16 protein-coding genes are annotated in these 18311 nt (G+C 34.8%); 11 read left to right on the plus strand and 5 right to left on the minus strand.

Features of this window, described 5'->3' with window-relative positions:
• Positions 1-94: 94 nt before the first annotated feature.
• From ACZ1GR_RS12200 to ACZ1GR_RS12210, 3 genes are read left to right on the plus strand one after another with little or no spacing between them, the layout of a single operon-like run.
• On the plus strand, positions 95-2785 hold the full coding sequence (locus tag ACZ1GR_RS12200) for an outer membrane beta-barrel protein (RefSeq protein ID WP_472609240.1): 2691 nt from the start codon (positions 95-97) through the stop codon (positions 2783-2785).
• A 17-nt stretch (positions 2786-2802) separates the two neighbouring features.
• Complete coding sequence (locus tag ACZ1GR_RS12205) at positions 2803-5013, plus strand: peptidase domain-containing ABC transporter (protein WP_472609241.1); 2211 nt, start codon at positions 2803-2805, stop codon at positions 5011-5013.
• Between the two features lie 13 nt (positions 5014-5026).
• Positions 5027-5509 (plus strand): hypothetical protein, encoded by a 483-nt coding sequence (locus ACZ1GR_RS12210; RefSeq protein ID WP_472609242.1) that lies wholly within the window; start codon positions 5027-5029, stop codon positions 5507-5509.
• An 18-nt stretch (positions 5510-5527) separates the two neighbouring features.
• Here ACZ1GR_RS12210 and ACZ1GR_RS12215 read toward each other — a convergent pair whose 3' ends face one another.
• The 4 genes from ACZ1GR_RS12215 to ACZ1GR_RS12230 all read right to left on the minus strand — a co-directional run bounded on the left by ACZ1GR_RS12215 (position 5528) and on the right by ACZ1GR_RS12230 (position 10135).
• Positions 5528-6412, minus strand: coding sequence for a thiopeptide-type bacteriocin biosynthesis protein (locus tag ACZ1GR_RS12215; protein ID WP_472609243.1), 885 nt, complete (start codon positions 6410-6412; stop codon positions 5528-5530).
• A complete protein-coding gene (locus tag ACZ1GR_RS12220; protein ID WP_472609244.1) occupies positions 6409-8640 on the minus strand; it encodes a lantibiotic dehydratase family protein in 2232 nt (743 codons plus the stop codon). Before ACZ1GR_RS12220 ends, ACZ1GR_RS12215 begins: the two co-directional genes overlap by 4 nt.
• An 8-nt stretch (positions 8641-8648) precedes the next feature.
• Positions 8649-9866: a lanthionine synthetase C family protein gene (locus tag ACZ1GR_RS12225; protein WP_472609245.1), complete on the minus strand. Its 1218-nt coding sequence runs from the start codon at positions 9864-9866 to the stop codon at positions 8649-8651.
• A gap of 92 nt (positions 9867-9958) precedes the next feature.
• A complete protein-coding gene (locus tag ACZ1GR_RS12230; RefSeq protein WP_472609246.1) occupies positions 9959-10135 on the minus strand; it encodes a class I lanthipeptide in 177 nt (58 codons plus the stop codon).
• Positions 10136-11074: 939 nt separating this feature from the next.
• On the opposite strand from ACZ1GR_RS12230, the gene ACZ1GR_RS12235 reads away from it, so the two are divergent.
• Entirely contained in the window at positions 11075-12064 is a 990-nt protein-coding gene (locus tag ACZ1GR_RS12235; protein WP_472609247.1) for an IS110 family RNA-guided transposase, read from the plus strand.
• A gap of 11 nt (positions 12065-12075) precedes the next feature.
• Here ACZ1GR_RS12235 and ACZ1GR_RS12240 read toward each other — a convergent pair whose 3' ends face one another.
• Positions 12076-12867 (minus strand): cation efflux transmembrane domain-containing protein, encoded by a 792-nt coding sequence (locus ACZ1GR_RS12240; RefSeq protein ID WP_472609248.1) that lies wholly within the window; start codon positions 12865-12867, stop codon positions 12076-12078.
• Between the two features lie 316 nt (positions 12868-13183).
• Between ACZ1GR_RS12240 and ACZ1GR_RS12245 the strand changes: the two genes are divergently transcribed.
• The 7 genes from ACZ1GR_RS12245 (at position 13184) to ACZ1GR_RS12275 (ending at position 18217) form a co-directional block, all read left to right on the plus strand.
• Positions 13184-13504, plus strand: a complete 321-nt coding sequence (locus ACZ1GR_RS12245) for a hypothetical protein (protein ID WP_472609249.1) — start codon at positions 13184-13186, stop codon at positions 13502-13504.
• Positions 13505-13527: 23 nt separating this feature from the next.
• The gene (locus ACZ1GR_RS12250) at positions 13528-13881 is read left to right on the plus strand and encodes a single-stranded DNA-binding protein (protein ID WP_472609250.1); all 354 of its coding nucleotides are present in this window, start codon (positions 13528-13530) and stop codon (positions 13879-13881) included.
• Positions 13882-13967: 86 nt separating this feature from the next.
• Positions 13968-14417 (plus strand): JAB domain-containing protein, encoded by a 450-nt coding sequence (locus ACZ1GR_RS12255; RefSeq protein WP_472609251.1) that lies wholly within the window; start codon positions 13968-13970, stop codon positions 14415-14417.
• Between the two features lie 11 nt (positions 14418-14428).
• The gene (locus ACZ1GR_RS12260) at positions 14429-14647 is read left to right on the plus strand and encodes a hypothetical protein (RefSeq protein ID WP_472609252.1); all 219 of its coding nucleotides are present in this window, start codon (positions 14429-14431) and stop codon (positions 14645-14647) included.
• 380 nt (positions 14648-15027) lie between these two features.
• The gene (locus ACZ1GR_RS12265) at positions 15028-15597 is read left to right on the plus strand and encodes a BfmA/BtgA family mobilization protein (RefSeq protein ID WP_472609253.1); all 570 of its coding nucleotides are present in this window, start codon (positions 15028-15030) and stop codon (positions 15595-15597) included.
• Between the two features lies 1 nt (position 15598).
• The gene (gene mobB, locus ACZ1GR_RS12270) at positions 15599-16618 is read left to right on the plus strand and encodes a MobB family relaxase (RefSeq protein ID WP_472609254.1); all 1020 of its coding nucleotides are present in this window, start codon (positions 15599-15601) and stop codon (positions 16616-16618) included.
• A gap of 9 nt (positions 16619-16627) precedes the next feature.
• Entirely contained in the window at positions 16628-18217 is a 1590-nt protein-coding gene (locus ACZ1GR_RS12275; protein ID WP_472609255.1) for a type IV secretory system conjugative DNA transfer family protein, read from the plus strand.
• The last annotated feature ends 94 nt before the right edge of the window (positions 18218-18311 follow it).

The raw sequence follows: 18311 nt of genomic DNA on the forward strand, positions 1-18311 counted from the left end.
TTTTAAACTAAAACCATTAAATTTTTAAGGTTTTTATGTAATACATTGTCTTTGTTAAGTCATATTTTCATATGAAAATTTTAAAAAATTCAGTTTGAAAAAAGTAAACCTATTTTTTTTATTGTTTCCTTTTATAATTCTTTCCCAAGAAATCTCAATCAAGGGGACGATTAAAGATACTGATACGGATGAAAAGTTAGAAGCGGCTACCATATTCGTTCAAAAAAGCTTAGATAGTTCTTTGGTGGCTTATACAATAAGTAATCAATATGGAAACTTTGAATTAACCTTCAAAAATGTTGATGAGAAAATAAGATTTCTTGTTTCATATAACGGTTATCAAACAATAGAAAAGTATTTAGATACTAGTCCAGAAGAAATCGACTTAGGAATTATTAAATTAAAGCCATTCATTTTTGAACTCAATGAGACCGAAGTTATTGGTGAAATCCCCCCAATCCTCGTAAAAAAGGACACATTAGAGTTTAATGCTTCCTCGTTCAAATTAAGATTAGAATCGACCCTTGAGGATTTGTTAAAAGTATTGCCTGGTGTGGATTTGGAAGACAATGGTAATATTCTGGTAAATGGTAATAGAGTAAGTGGAATCAAAGTAAATGGAAAACCTTTTTTTAGTAATGATACTAAAATAGCTCTTAAAAATCTCCCTATAGATATTATTGACAAGGTTCAAGTAGTGGACAAAAAAAGTGAATTAGAAGAATTCATTGGAACAACTAGCAAAACTGACGAAAAAGAAATCAATGTAACTATAAAAAAGGATAATAACAAAGGCGTTTTTGGAAATTTTTTAGCAGGAATTGGAGATAGTGAAGAGTACCAATTAAGTGGGATTGCAAATTATTTCAATGATAATCAAAGATTAACAATATTAGGAGGAAGTAATAATATAGACAACCCGGGTTTTACATATGATGACTTATCTGAATTAAGCTCAAACGCTAGAAATTTATCATGGAGAGGGAATCTTAAAGGTATTTCCTCAAGTAATGACGCTGGTGCTAATTTTTCTGATGCGATAGGTTCTAAATTTGAAGTTGTTGGAGAGTACTTCTACTCTGATGTAGAGGTTCAAAACATAGACCTGGTAGATAGAGAATATTTTCTGCCAGAAAATAGCTATAACAATCGATCTGAATCAAAACAAAATTTCTTAGATAGAGGTCATCGTTTCGATTTAGATTTTACAATCTCCCCAGATACATTGACGAAGATTTCAATTACCCCGCGGATTAGACTCAATAACAATAACGATATTGAGATGATAAATGGGATGTCGAACAATCTCGATGGAACACCAATTAATCAAATTACTACTGAATTATTAAATGAAGGGAACAGTAATGATATAGATTTGAATAGTGTGTTAACGAGAAAATTTCGAAAACCAGGTGAATACTTTTCATTAAAAACTTCAGTAAACTTAGAGAACAATAATAGTATTCAAAAAGTTCTTAATAATGTAGAACTTTTCGAAGATAATGGAAATACTAGCTCTTCTATAACGTCGCAGCAAGTCGACCAAAAATTAAAGGTAAATGAAATTGAAACTGAATTTGAAATAAGGAAGAAGATATCTAAAAATGCTTTTATTGTTCCTTCATTGAGAGTTTCTAATCAAGACTTTTTTACAGATAGGATTGTTTTGGACAAGGAGAATAGTTTAGTTGGGACTCAAATAGATAGATTAAGCACAGTTTTTGACCAGAAATTTTCTTACTGGGCACCGAACATGGGAATAGAATTGAATACAGATAAAATTAACTTTTCAGTTTTTACTGGAGCATATATTTCTAGATTAAAAAATAATGAGCCTAACTTAACAATTTCAAGAAATAGCACTTTTAGAGACTTATTCATGGATGCTTTTCTTTCTTATAAACTAAGTAGTAGAGAAAAATTAACTTTTATCTACAACACAAGTATTTCTATGCCAGATCAAAGATATTTCCTACCTGTTTCTAATGAATTAGACCTTACAAATATTTACATCGGCAATCCATTTCTTAATCGTATTTTCAGGCAAGATATCAGTCTAAATTATAATAATTATAACTCTAAGTCTAAAGTTGGTTTTTTTATGTTTGGAAAATTGACCTTATTCAATGATGATTTGTCTATTATTAGAAATACTGATAATCAATTAATCAGAACCATTTCCTACTCAAACACAGATGGTAATATTGACGGCAATTTCAGAATTTCTATTAGTAAAACTAAAAGTTTAGAAAAAAGCAAGATACGTTATCATTTAGGGTTTAATTCAAGATTATATCGAAGAAATAATATAACCAATAGTTCAAATTACCAGATAAATAGATGGAGCTTATATCCTACTTTTAGACTAAATTATAATACAGATGAAATTTTCTCTTTACAAAGTTCATATAGCCCTAGAATAGTCATTACAAAGTACACACCAGGACTATTTGAGAATACAAATATTTTATCACACCAAGTTTCACTAAAAACTTCTATTAATTTTCCAAAGAATTTAATTTTAGAAAATGATTTTGAATTTAATACGAGACCAGATATAGGTGATGGTTTTGAAAATTCAAATATTTTTTGGAATGCGAGTATTGGCTACCGAATTCTAAAAGAAAAAGGAACAATAAGATTAAGATTCTTTGATATTTTAAACGAGAACGTTAGAAATTCAAGATATACAGGAGAAGATTATGTGCAGGATTCAGAGAGTTCAGTTTTAAACAGATACCTTATGCTGAGTTTTTCCTACAGGGTTCGAAATTCGAAAAAATGAATATTTATTGACGTTTAATGAAGTTTAGTTTTAAAAAATTCCCATTTTACAAACAATTAGACATTATGGACTGCGGGCCTACTTGTCTAAAAATGATTTCAGCTTTTTATGGAAAGAACTATACAACAGAAGAAATAAGGATAAAATCCTTTATCACGAAAGAAGGCGTATCATTAGGTGGGTTAGCTGAAGCTGCAGAAGAGATAGGTTTTCACTCTTTGCCAATTTCTACTGATTTCTTAACTCTAAAAAATGAAATACCACTTCCTTGTGTTGCTCATTGGAGACAGGGTCATTTTGTAGTCGTTTATGACATTAATGAAAAAAGAGTGGTTATTGGCGATCCAGGTCATGGTATTTTAAAATATAAAATAGCTGAGTTTGTCAATGGCTGGTTGGGCAAAAGAAATAGTAAAAAAGATGAGAAAGGGTATTTATTACTATTGGAGCCTACACCTAAATTTTATAATCTACACCCTGAAAAAGATAAAAAAATAGGCCTTAAATACTTGTATGTCTATTTCAAGCCGTTTAAGAAATTAATTTTTCAATTGTTTCTTGGGCTGTTCATAGGAAGTATAATTCAATTGATTTTTCCATTTTTGACTCAATCCATTGTGGATTATGGGATAAAATACGAAAACATTAATTTTATTTACCTGGTACTAATTGCACAATTAGTATTATTCATCTCTCAAACTAGCGTCGAAATTGTACGAAGTTGGATATTGTTACATATCACAACTCGTGTAAACATAAATCTTATATCAGATTTTCTTAGTAAAATGATGAGGCTTCCTGTCTCATTCTTTGATTCTAAGAAAACAGGAGATATTATTCAAAGAATTTATGATCACAATAGAATTCAAAATTTCCTTTCAACCTCGACCTTGAATACTCTTTTTTCAGCTTTTAACGTGATTATTTTCGGAGCCGTCTTAGCGTATTACTCATTCCCCATTTTTTTGATTTTTGTCCTAGGTTCCATTATATACATACTATGGACTTTAATTTTTTTAAAAAAACGAGCTGAATTGGATTATAGAAGATTTGACCAAGCAGCCGAACATCAAAGTAGTTTATATCAACTTATTTCAGGAATGCAAGAGATAAAGCTTAATGGTTCAGAAAGAAGGCGCAGATGGGAATGGGAGGAAATTCAAGCCAAACTATTTAAAATATCCATTAAAGGGTTAACCCTTTCCCAAACGCAAAATACTGGGGGAAGGTTTATTGATGAGATAAAAAACATCATCATTACATTCATAGCAGCGAAAGCAGTCATAGATAACAGCTTAACATTGGGTATGATGCTGTCCGTTCAATATATTATAGGACAGCTTAATTCTCCGGTAAGAAACTTTGTAAATTTTATTCAATCAGGACAGGATGCCAAAATTAGTTTAGAAAGGTTATCAGAGATACATTCAATGCAAGATGAGGATGATTTGATAAAAAGACAATATAACCAAGGAGTTCTTGATAGCGCAATAATAATAAAAGATCTTATCTTTAGATATGGGGGACAGAGTTCGCCTATAATTTTGAATAAAATTTCCTTAGTGATTCCTAAAGGAAAAGTCACTGCAGTAGTGGGAACAAGCGGTAGTGGTAAAACAACTTTACTTAAGTTACTTCTCAATTTTTACGAACCTCAAGAAGGTGAAATAAAAATCGGTAAACAAAATCTTAAAATGATTAGACCTAGTGAGTGGCGTAAGAATTGTGGAGTTGTTATGCAAGATGGTTTTATTTTCAACGACACTATTTCGAGAAATATAACAGAATCCAATTCTGAAGGAAAAGTAGATATTGAAAGATTGCAAGAGGCAATTAAAATTGCAAATATCGATTCATTTGTTCAACAATTAGCTCTTGGCTATAAAACAAGGGTTGGCGCAAATGGTATAAGTCTAAGTGGAGGTCAAAAACAAAGAATTTTGATAGCTAGAGCTGTTTATAAAAATCCAAACTATATATTTTTTGACGAAGCTACAAGTGCTTTAGATGCAAATAACGAAAGAATTATAATGGAGAATCTTCAAAAATTTTACCAAGGTAGAACTGCTGTTATTGTAGCTCACCGATTGAGCACAGTTAAAAATGCTAATCAAATAGTTGTAATAGAAAATGGATCAATTATTGAAAGTGGAAAACATGATGTATTAGTAAAAAAAAGAGGCTCATACTATACTCTTGTTAAAAATCAATTAGAGCTCGGAAATTAAATAACAGTAGGATATGCATGAAAAATCATATGAGGTTGAAGAAATCCTAGGTAAGACTCCTGGGTGGTTAATAAAATGGGGGGTGACAGTGATTTTTTTATCCTTAGTTACATTAATTTCGATTTCAATTGGTGTTAAATATGAAGAAGTAATTCCGATGGATATGCAGCTATTAAAAATTAATAATGATACTATTGTATTAAGTGAACTCCAAACTTTGGAATCTTCAACTACTATTGAGGCATTATCATTTTTACAAAAAGGGACCAAAGTTCAAATGAGTTATTATGTAAGCCCCAATAAAAACTGTTCCTTTTTAGGCCATATTATTAGTTTTTCTGGTTTGGATGAAAATATTGTAATTAAAGTAAGAGATGATGAGAACAATAAAATCTGCTACAATAGAAACCCCATTTCTAAGACTAAAATAGAGTTCTTCTCACCAAAACAAAGTTTCTTTGATAGGATAACCCATGAAATGAAAAATAAATTCTGAAGCAATAAAACTATTTAGTTACAGCTTATTTATGCCTCTAGCCTTCATTGAATTATAAATTCTACTAAGGAAATCATAACATACCATTTCATGCATCCGTGCCTTAGATTTAAATATTCGGTTCATTGACATATGAATATAACTACCTAAAAGATAGTTCATACTTCTATTCAAAGTTTTATTATTAATTCTTTGCTCAATACGGTCGGAAATTAATGCGATTTTTTCATTTCTTTCATTAACAACTCGAAAGATTATCTTATGTTCTAAGTCGCTATTTTCCTTAAGAAATAATTCGATTTCTCTTCTATAAAGTCTAAATTTTTTGTCAAGCTGAATTTTAAGTCCTTTATTCATGTTGAATTCCCATCCAAACCTTGTTTTAAGTCTATCCATTAGTTTTATTTTCTCTTCTAGATTGCAATTAAACACTTCTAGTAGAGAGTATATTGATTTAAGTGAAAAAAGCCACCTTAACTTCTCCCCTTCATTTCCATTAATCATACCTAAAAAATCCACAACCATTTTACTATCATAATGAAATAACATCTCGGAATCTTCCATATTGGTGAATCCATACCTTTCAAGTTCTCTTACATATGTATCTGATTGAACTTTCCAAATTATATCCTTCTCGATATAAGGTTTTAAACTATCTGCCAATAGATTTGTTATTTGAGATACGTTCTGTAATGAAGTTAAATGAAACCTTACTCTCAAATGATGATGAGGGTCTGCATATCTTATAAAGAACCAATGGTCTATTATTTTTTCCAGAATTAACTTTTCAACTATTGGTTTAATAATATGTACAAGAATATAATCTGAAGTTTTATAACCAGTATACAACTTTATAAAAAGCCACTCTTCTCCAAGAATAAACTGTCTTTGAATCTTACTCATGAATTTTTATAATAGGAAACGATAACTTGATTTGTAAATTTAGATTTGGCGCTTGAAGTAAACGACTCTGAGGAAGTATACAGGAATTCCTTAAGTGTTATGGTGCTTCTATTTTTTGCCAAGTCTAATAACGTTCTAACTGAGTCTAAATTTTTCATATTAATTAACAGTTCATAATCAGATTCTACATACATGACAAATCTTGGCAATTTGTAATTATTTTTAAAGACCTGTAATTTATCATATAGCATTTGATAGTTATCATATGAAGAAAACAAATCACTTAATTCTTCTTTTTTTAAATTCCATGTAGCTTCTCGAAGGATAATATTTTTATAGATTATTCTAGGTACGTAACTCTGTTCATTAGAAATCGAACCAACACTAAAGCCAATTCCGGCACGGATATCCTGATTTTGTATGTCACATAAAAAATTATAGAGAGGAAGTGTATTAAAAGAATAATTATGTGCGTTAGTTAATTTTGGAATAATGACTTTATTCAGTTTTTTCGATTTTAAAATTATTTTAGTGTTAAAATGGGCTTTTATAATCAAGTCGTCTAAAGATATTTGATTTTCTCGCTTCAAACTGGAACTAGCCAGATAAGGAATTTCATATTTTCTAAAATTGGGCCTTAACAAAATATTACCAACTCTATTGTCAGGCAGATGAGTGATTTCTGCGACAATTGTATCCTTATCGCTCAAAAGTTCTTCTTCTTTATTAATTATTTCTTTAGTAAACTCCTTAATATCTTGATCTCCATGGCAAAACCTGGCCAACAAATTACCTGCACTTGAACCACCTGTGCTACGAAATTTTATCATATTCTTTCCATCAATCTCCACAATCTCAGCTAAAATTGATATAGTTACTGGTAAATCATTCCAATTTTCCGAAAAATCCGCAATATCAGAATCCTCTATTTCTATTTCCACTTCTTTCTCAACCAGTGCTTTTTGAATTTTATTATTTAAAATCTGATGCATTTTCGAGAGTCGCAGCTCCTTTATTTGATGAGATTTTTCTTCCGAAGGTGGAATTATTAAATCATCGATCAACGGATTTATGTCGCCATCGTTTTTCGACCTATATGGTATCCCCAATTCAGTGTCTAATGCCTTAGATAATGGAACTTCTTTTTCTTCATATCTTTCATACATTGAATTCATAAAATCCTTTAAATATGAACGGCTAGGTGTCAGACTAGTTCTGTTTATAACCATAAGGGCAGTGAATAAGTCATCCCTTATTTGTGAGTCTAGCGTATTAGATGAAGTGCCTGTGTAAAGATCAGTTTGAAATAAGTATTTAGTATCATATGTAGTTTTCAGGGACTGGACTAATTCAATCGCCTTATCATAGAGCTCTATCTCGTTCCCGATTCTTTGGTCAAGATTGGATAAAACCTCCTCAATATTATCTAAAGTCTTTACAACCTCCTCACATTCTGAATACTTAATTAAAATATTTTTAATTTGAAAAATGAATTCCGAACCAGTTACAGAGGGTTCAAGTTCACTAACTAAAATTTGATTGTCAATTAATTCAAAAATAAAATTAGTGGCATCATCTTGAGTGATTTCATCTGAAATTAATTTAGATATTAGATTATCCATTCTAGCACCTTTTTTGGCTTCTTTGATAACCTTTTTTAAATATTCAGATGAGTCGACTGAAACAATCTCATGATTTCTAGTTCCTCTTATATATGTGTATTCAACATATCTTATTTCATTCCCTATTTCATATAAACTAGAGTTTGGAAAATAAAGCAACTTTTTTCTTAAATTAAAATCAAGAGATAAATTTTGAGATAGAGCAACTAAAAAGTCCATGTCAAGACGGGTATGTCTTTTATGCTTTTCTGTATTCCCTATTTTAATAGAAGTTTGACTTTCAAATGTGCCCATAGAACACCCAGCAAAAAGACCAAATGGAGTACACCTACTTGACATTCTACTAATGTATTTAAGAAGGCTTAATTCAAGTTTTTTATTTTTCTTATTATCATCGATTGCATTGTTCTTCCATTTGGTAAGTTCTGTATGAAAATCAGGGGAGGCAAGAAAAATTGATTCAGCTATTATTGGATTATCAAATAATTTTATTAAATCTTTTTTTAACACTCTTTTGCCCCTAGTTAGATTGATAAAATTATTTAAACTAAGAAGAGGAGTTCTTAAAATATACTTATCAAACGGGACATATTCTCTTTTACTCATAGGAAGAATTAATTACCAATCATTAAACATTCATCCCATGAATTATCGCCAGATAAATGACTCAAAATTGCTAATCCAATACCAGATATACCCTCTAAAAGGTTGAGTTCAGATTCCCAACTATCTAACTTTCCATTGTATTGTTTAAAACCACAATATCCATCGGAAAAAGTTGCCTTATTGAGTCCATCTTCAATCCATATTGAAGCAGTATCTTTATATATTTTTTGTTTTGTTTCTTGATATAGTCGATTATAAATTTGAGCATTGCCGAACGAACCGTGACAGATACCTGCGTCAACGACTTTAGTCGATTGATTGTTCTTTCGCCGCGCGGTATGCTCCAAAATTTTTTCGCTACGCCCCAACAAACTATCATCGTTAAGACTTATCGCAGCTAATCTTAAAGAAATGCCTATTCCTAAATCACCATAACACCAAGCTAAACGACTATTTGATTTTGGTGTTTCCCCGTCAATACCTATCCAATTATTAAAAAGTGAATCTGATTTGTAGTCAAGATTTTGAGTGGACAGAAGATATTTTACAGAACCCTCCAAAAGATATGTTGTTAATTTACTCTCAATATCATATAAGTTTATTCTGGAAAGAAAATTTATTATACTTGATATCCCATGCGAAAGTCCATGGTTATAAACAATTTGGCCCGTCTCTTTTTTTAATATAGAGGACCATAGTATCTTATCATCTATAGTTGTCGATATTTCATTTAGCTTTAAAATTAAGATAGCGAGAAAGTCAGAGTACCTCTTTTTTAACTTTTCATTCTTGGTTTTTTTATACCGCTTGAGAAAATAAAAACCATAACCAATTGCACCATGCAAGAAATCATAATTACTAACAGAAATGTCTTCAAGCATTATTTGCGAAAATGCGATATCCAAATCTTTTAAATACTCATCCGTGTCCATCTCTATGAAACCATTCTCCTTTAATAATTCTAAAGACCAACCAGCTCCTGCCAGACCTAAACAATAAGTTGAATAATTAAGACCCTTTTCAACATTTTTAAAAGTATTCTCTAGTATTTCATTTCCGAGTTGGGAATAATCATCATTGTTAAAATATCTAGCATAGTAATAACAAAACATCGAGATACCCGATGCCCCAACAAGCACTCCCGAAGGTTCAACTATATGGTAATTTTGTTTAATTGATAATGCAATATCAGCTAATTTTTTTTCTAGTTTACCCTTGTTATTCATTTTAGATATCCTTAAAACATAATACTTTAGACTAATTTAAATAAAAAAGCCAGTTATTAAATAACCGACTTTTTTTTGATAATTAATTAGTCTTATAGCACACCCTCGCAGGAATCAGTACATTTTGTTGCACCGCAACAAGAACCTCCGCATTCCGAACAAGTGTCTTCCGTTACGCGACCTCCCTTAATACCATGAGCTGCTTGTTGAGAAAGACTAGATACTGTCGTTTTGTTCAAACTCAATAAACTTAATTTTTGCTTTTTCATTTATAAATGATTTAAATGTTGATGGAAAATTCCGAAAGGAAGGTATATAAATAAGTTCATTTTGAATTGCAGAAAAACCTTATTTTTTCTATGGTTTTAACTGTATTTCCTGTCTTTTTAAAAATATTTAACATTATTTTCGTTGTAGTGATTAAAAACTAAAAGAGAGACTGCCTTTTCAAATTGTTCTTCAAACAATTTGGACTAGTATTTTTCTTTAATTTCCAATAAGTCGTCATTTACAGATTTCTTAAAATCTTTGTCGAAAATGTTTATTTGTAGCTATTCTGTAATATTTTATATCGCTTTTTGCAATTGAAATCTATGTGATATCAGATAAACTTCAATCTTAATACTGTTCGCATTTCGTATTACTTCCAATGCCTTCGTATTTCACCTGGGATATAGACTCACCTCCAATTCATGCGGTTACATTTTTTTTAAAGCAAAACAACAACATCCGTTCTTGGAGACGGCATAAAGCCAGCCCTGCCTTTAGCAGGGCTTTTTTATACGTCCTTACCAAGCCCAGATATTGTAATCCGTACAGCATCAAAAAAAAGGGTAACAGCAGACGGCCTTTAGTTTTGTCTTTATAGATGAAATCTATTGTGATGATGGTGTTGAAAAGAGGGGGTCTGGGGGAGACTCATAACTTACAATTTTGTTGACAAGTCAAAAAGGGTGGGGCGAACCATAGCGACGGCTAGGCATAAGGCTTTCATAGAGTAATGGGCTCTACCCTTGTTTTGAAGGGATTATGGATATTTATATAAAATAGATTGAAAAAGGACGGGGTGAACTTCAGCGACGGCCAGGTTCAAGGCCTTTATAGTGTATCAGTCCCCGTCCTTTGTAACCAGGTTGCCAGAACCATATAGGATTTTAGCCCTTGCTATTAAAGGTCTTAGTTTAAACAACCTAATTAAAGTAAAAATTATGGAAATCAAAGAAGTCATCGGTATTGATGTAAGTAAGTTGACATTGGATTGTTGTATCCACCAGAGCCAAGAACTTAAAACGTTCAAGAACGATTCCAAGGGAATCACAAAAATGATAAATTGGTCTTTAAAGAAAAGCAGGGTCGACAAGGAGAATCTTCTCTTCGTATTGGAGCATACGGGGCTCTATTCGGATTACCTGGTTCGATTGCTGGACCGTGACGATTGCCTAATGAATATTGTTAGCGGTCTTGAGATCAAGCGTTCCCTAGGTATAATCAGGGGCAAGAATGACAGGGCGGATGCGAAAAGAATCGCACTTTACGGTTATCGCACAAGGGAGGAGACCCTTCCCAGCAGGATTCCCGGTTCTACTCTGACAAGGTTGAAACGGTTGATGTCCATGCGCAAGAAACTGGTCGGTCAACGGGCAGGACATATGGCGACCCTCCGTGAGCAAAAAAGAGTGCTTGAAGAGGATTCGCTTCTTTTCTGGGTTCAGGAAGATATCATCAACCTATTAAGTTGGAGGATAAACGACCTTGAGCGGGAGATGGACAAATTGATACAAGGTGATGTGGAACTCAAAAGGATGCTTGCTTTATTAACGGGTATCAAAGGAATCGGTAAAGTGACCGCCCGCTTTATGATCGTATATACGGTAGGGTTTACTTCATTCGCTACTTGGCGCAAGTTTGCCTCCTACTGTGGTATAGCACCCTTTTCCCATACTTCGGGGACAAGTGTCAGGGGGAGGACCAAGGTCAGCCAATTGGCCAATAGGGAAGGTAAGGCCTTATTGCACCAATGTTCCCTATCGGCCGTAAAATGCAATCCGGAGATGAAAGCCTATTATGAACGAAGGCTTGACATCGGGAAGAGTAAGATGAGCACACTTAACATTATCAGGAACAAACTGGTCGCACGGGCCTTTGCGGTAGTCGCACGCGGGACACCCTATGTGAATACGATGGGTTACATATCTTGACCGAACCACAACTATTTTCCAAGTTTGAGAATCCGTATCGCACCCTGGACCACTAGGGCGAAAACGATAGTTCCTATTATCAGGTCCGGTTTGTTGGAACTGAACCAATTTACAAGCAGTCCTGCTGCGATTACACCTAGATTGATTATTACATCGTTCGAGGTAAAAATCATACTTGCCTGCATATGGGCTTCCTTGCTCTTGGATTTTTGCAGTAGGTAGAGGCATATTCCGTTTGCGATCAGCGCAAAGATGGAAACGGTTATCATTGTCGAAAAGTCTGGAAGTTTCTCCGCTCCGAAAAAACGCCTCAGCACTTCGGCGAACCCGATAACAGCCAAGATAATCTGAAAGTATCCCGCCAGTTTGGCTATCCGTTTTTTCTTTGTCAATGTTCCCCCGGCCGCAAAAAGACTGATTCCATAGACAAAGGAATCGGCCAACATATCAAGGCTATCCGCGACAAGGCCCATCGAACTTGAAAAAACTCCTGTTGCCATCTCGATGAGGAAGAATGCAAAGTTAATGGCCAGCACCGTCCAAAGTAATTTTCTTTGACCTTTGCCTTCATTGAATTCCTTAACCTCGGTCTCTTCGGTCGATATTCTCTCTCCTCCCAATTTTAGTTCAAGTATCGATTGCTCGATTTGTTCGAGCTGGCCATCATGATAGATCGATAATTGTCTTTTCGGGATGTCGAAATCCAAGTGTTCTATACCTGAAATCCCGTCCAGTTTCATACGTATCAGGTTCTCCTCTGAAGGGCAGTCCATTTTGGAAATTTCGAATACCGTTTTCTGCATAGATGACATATTTGGTCCGATGTTACAAAAATACCCATTAAGCAAGCTATGGACAATAGGGCTCCCCTTGTTGCATTTTGTGCCGTTCGGTAGGTTCCGGTTTCTTGCACGATAGGGCTTTGGTTTACAATAGCCACCTACACCATTACCTTTTTTGACGGCAAAACAACAACATCCGTTCTTGGACGGCGGCATAAACCGCTCTCGCTGCGCTCCACTATTTATACGCCTTACCAAGCCCGGATATTGAACTGGACAAAGCAACAAAAAAGGTAACGGCGAAGGCGCTATGGGAAGTAAATCAAATCCGAAGATCATGAAAGCGAATCGAACCCTCAAAAACGGAACAGCACAAAAAAAACAAAAAAAGGAAAACGCTCTGGATATAATAAGTAAATCGATTCAACGGGTTTGTGGGGAAAAAATCAGAACAATAGATAAAGTTTATGATGAAAAGCTTGGATTTACCATAGGATACACTATGGGAAGTAAATCTAAAACGAAAAAGATGAAATCGTACAAAATCAATAAAAAGGAAGCGAAACCAAGGTTAAAAATCAAAAAAAGGGAAAACGCTCTGGATATAATAAGTAAATCGATTTTAAAAGCTGTCCGAAGGGTTTGGGCAGGGCTATAAATTAATTCTAAATTTTTTCAATTATGAGTACGTTAAGAAACAAAGTCCAATTAATCGGAAACGTGGGTAACAATCCCGAAATGACCATTTTAGAAAATGGTAAAAAAGTAATCCGTTTTTCATTAGCCACTAATGAAAACTACAAGAACGCCAAAGGCGAAAAAATCCAATCTACCGACTGGCATAATATGGTGGCATGGAACAAAACCGCAGAGGTCATTGAGAAATATGCAGGTAAGGGTAAGGAAATGGCTATCGAAGGAAAATTGACCTCTCGAAGCTATGAGACCAAGGAAGGCGAAAAACGCTATATCACGGAAGTGATTGTCAGCGAGGTATTACTATTAGGTAACAAGAACGAAAACAAGGCAGCCTAATTTGGTGATTCATTAAAATTAAAGAGGGCATTCTCGGAAAAGTTCTGCCCTCTTTTTCATTACCGATAATCCTAAAATCAAAAGCAATGAAAGACAAAGTTAACGAAATACGGATAAGCTATAAAGAACGTATTACCTCCCCATTTTGGCATACGATAAAATCTTCCAAAGATGCTGCCGAAATGCTCCATGAACTTTGGGATAAAGACACCATTCAAGTGCAAGAATCCTTCAAAGTAATATTATTAAACAACAGCAATAAAGTAAAAGGAATCTATCAACTTTCCAAAGGCGGAATAACTTCTACAATTATCGATATACGCCTCTTGTTTGCCGTGGTTCTAAAGTCCTTGTCAGTGGCTATTATTCTAACACACAACCATCCAAGCGGAACGCTAAAAGCAAGTCAAGCGGATAAGGATATCACAAATAAAATAAAGAAAGCTGCCGAGCTTCTCGATATTCGATTGTTAGATCATATCCTAATCGTACCCAATGGCGATTACTACAGTTTTGCAGATAACGGGTTGATGTAAAATTGAAGAGTATGGACATCAATATAGATATACCGTTTCGTCTAAATTTCAATAATCTGGACGGAGATACACAAGAAAAACTTATGGAGCAATCCAAGAAAGAAGTAGAACGAAAACACGGTTCTGATATAAAAACATACGCCCAAGAAAATCATTTAGACTATGAGGAAATTTTGGAAGAGGAAGCTATCAAGAATCTTTACAATTATAAATTCATGTTCACCATCTAAAGAAAGGAGGTTATTGTCTAAAGGGGGCGACTTGTAAAAGTTGCCCTTTTCTTTTTGGGATAGTCCAACTATTTTAAGATTTGAATGAACATTCCTTAAAAGTACCTCCTTTACATTCTTAAAATATAGGGATTCAATCCCAGTAGCACAAAGAGCCTTTACCTTAAAGGAAAGGTATTCTGAATTCGCCCTGCGGGGCGAAAAGGAATAGCAAGAGGATAACACGCTAAAGCGGTGTTATGCTATTTGATTTTATTTTCAAGACATTGAAAATAAAGGCATTAGATAATATTCAGGACTTTTTAAACGGATAGGATACTGAAATATTTACAGTAAAAACCTTAGAAACCTCTGAGATCCTTGAAATTTTTTACAGTAAAATGAAGAAGAAAAGAACATATTCCTATAGCTACGATAATCTGACTTTACTCGCTGAAGTCTCAAAGAGGTTTCGACAATTCTCGAAGAAAGTGGCTGCCACGCATTCGGGTTCCTTAACCGCTATGCTAGACTTTTTTGAGTGGCATAATTATACGCCACATCAACGTTTTGGGAAAGATGTAATTGCTGAGGTAGAGCTTAACCGCAAACGGATAGAAGCTCATATTGCCATCTCAAAATCAATAGAAAAGGCACAGAACATTCCACTTTCCACGATGGAAACAATGCTCAAATCCCTCTTTGAGGAGGACCTTAAATCGTATGACCCCAAGGCAGAGATTCTTGAAATTCCAAATCACAACAATGAAAAAATAGAAGGTAAGAAGTCCACGGTCTCAAGAATTAAATATGACAGAGCCTTGCAAAAATTAGTAGAGATGAAAGAACGCCTACAATATGTTTTGGAACAAATCGAACCAGTCAATAATCGTTTCGGAAAAGACTTTTTTAAGATTGAAATCACACCAGAAGAATGGGCAAGGTTCAAACAAATGCTAAAAGATTCATGATATGTATATAGCTATAACACCACAGAAATTAGGACAAAGTTATTCCAATAGTGTAGCAGATTACGTGGCGTATCTCGAAAAGGAAAACGAAGGTCTGGAACAAGATAATCAGGAACACTTTTTTAATCAAACCGAAGACCGAATTTCTCCAGATAGGGTCATTTCTGAAATCGATGCAAATACCGCAAAACTTAAAAAAACCGAACCTAAATTCTATTCCATTGTAGTAAGTCCAAGTCAACGGGAACTTAAAAAAATAGTGAACGATCCAGTGGCTCTAAAAACCTATACCCGAGAGTTGATGAAGGAGTATGCAAAATCCTTTTACCGAGAGAAAACGGTAACGGTGGATAAGCTAAAATACTTTGCTAAAATAGAACACGAACGTACCTATCGTGGCTTTGAAAAAGAAGTTTTGGAGAATGCCCCATACCGAAAACAGATTGCCAAGTTGGAGAACGACATCCGAAAAGTGGCTCGTGGAGAATTGGAGGGCAATAGCAAAAAACTCCAAGCTGAAATCAAGAAATTGAAGGAAGCTGCACCGCATAAAATCGAGGGTAAAATGATCGTAGTCGGAATGAAAAAAGAGGGCAACCAATCGCACATTCATATCATCGTCAGCCGTAAGGATGTGACCAACACCTTTAGTCTTTCCCCTGGATCAAAGTATAAGGCTTCGGAAGTTGAAATGCACGGTAAAATGGTACAGCGGGGTTTCCATCGGGATCAATTCTACGAAAAGGCGGAACAGCGCTTTGATAAACTCTTTGACTACAATCGCAACTTTGCAGAGACCTATACCGCCAAAAAAGTCTTAATCAAAAACCCTGTTGCGTTCCGAATGCTTTTGGGGAATCTACCAACCAATGAAAAAGCCCTTGCCCTAAAACTACTTTCAAAATCAGGAATGCGCATTCCAAACATTCCAAAGAACAAAGTGCAGTTGGCTCTAAAAGTATTTCACAGATTGAGACGGGGTATGCAACGTGCAATCGAATCGGGATCAATCGGAATTTAAATCAAAGTCATGGAAGAACTAAATTTTAATAGTGTTGTGTTGATTCTACTTTTTGGAAGTAGCCTGTGCTTCCTTTTCATCAGATTTATTAAAGATGGATTCTTTTTTAATATCCTTTGGATTGGAGGGGGTCTTTTTTGGGCTTGGTCGAATATCTCCGATACGAAAACGTTTCTGTCAATACTGTTGGTAATTGGTTTGCCTCTATTGTTCGTGAATATTCTTTGCTATGTTTTCTTTCCTAAAGAAAGTGACACGAATACCAAGGGCAGGTACAAAGTGCGATTGCAGGTTTCAAAAGGAAAATTAATTCTAGAAAACATCCGCAGGGGTATCGCCATTATCGGGGCGGCTGGAAGTGGCAAAACAGAAAGTGTGGTCTACCCGCTATTGAACCATTTTAGCCAATGGAACTTTAGCGGGGTCATCTACGATTACAAAGACTTTGAGATTACCGAAATGGCTTATCCCTTATTCAGTAAAGGGAATGTTCCCTTTCAGATTATTTCGTTCGATACTATTTATGCAAGGGTCAATCCCATTGCGCCAAGATACCTGCCGGATGAGGAAAGTGTGAATGAAGTTTCCCGTGTGCTTGTGGAAAACCTCCTCGAACAGAAAGACAACAATATGAATGCCACCACCCGATTTTTCAATGATGTCGTTGAGGGGTTGATAGGCGGGATGATATGGCGTCTGAAAACGGATTTTGAAGATACCTGTACCTTACCGCACTTGATTGCGCTCTACCAACATTTGGATACTAAACGCCTTATTCATTTCCTTTCGGGGAACACGACCTCTAAAGCCATGGCGGATGCCTTTATTAGTGGAGTAGGGTCTGAGCGGCAAACAGCGGGTGTCAGAAGTACCTTGGCAAATGCCTTTAAAAAGATTAGTACACAGCGTATTTTTATGGTATTGTCCGAAGATGAAATCAATTTGAACATCAATGCTCCTGATAGTTTAAAGGTAATCTCGGTGGTCAATAACCCAAAAATTGAAACTTCGCTTTCTCCTGTTATCGCGACCATCATCCATACAATTACGAAGCAGATGAGCGTCCGCCATCGCAACCCTTCGTTTTTATTGATGGAAGAAGCGGCGACTTTACGACTGCTCAACATGCACCGTATTCCTGCCACTTTGCGCAGCTACAATATTGCTACGGTCTATGTCTTGCAAGACAAGATTCAAAATGACATGATATACGGACCTATGGCAAGCAAGGCAATTTTGGCAAATTTGTCCTATCAGTTTTTTGGTAAAGCCAATGACCCTGATACCGCCAAATATTACGAACGCTTTTTTGAAATTGTAAAGAAGGAGACCAAAAGTGTGAACAAAGGTTACAACCTCAATTTTGATACCCGTGTGACCAAAGGGGAGCGAGAAGTGGCGAAGACCCGCGCCGATGTCTTTTATGGATTGCAACAAGGTGCTTTTGTTGTGCTGGCGGATGGAAAGGATAAAAAAGTGCAATTTAAGACACCCAAAATTGTGAGGCAGTTGCCATTACCCGAACGGAATTTGAAGGAAAAACTTCAGGAAAATTTTGAGAAGATTCATCGAGAGGCGAGGGAAGTTTTTGAAAAGTAACAGATTGAGCTCTATTATGATATTCGTTTTTTTTAAAAATGCCGCCTAGTTTTGCTGATTTTACTTACCATTAAAAGACTTACTTTCCTACTTG

The organism is Croceitalea sp. W27, from assembly GCF_055693185.1.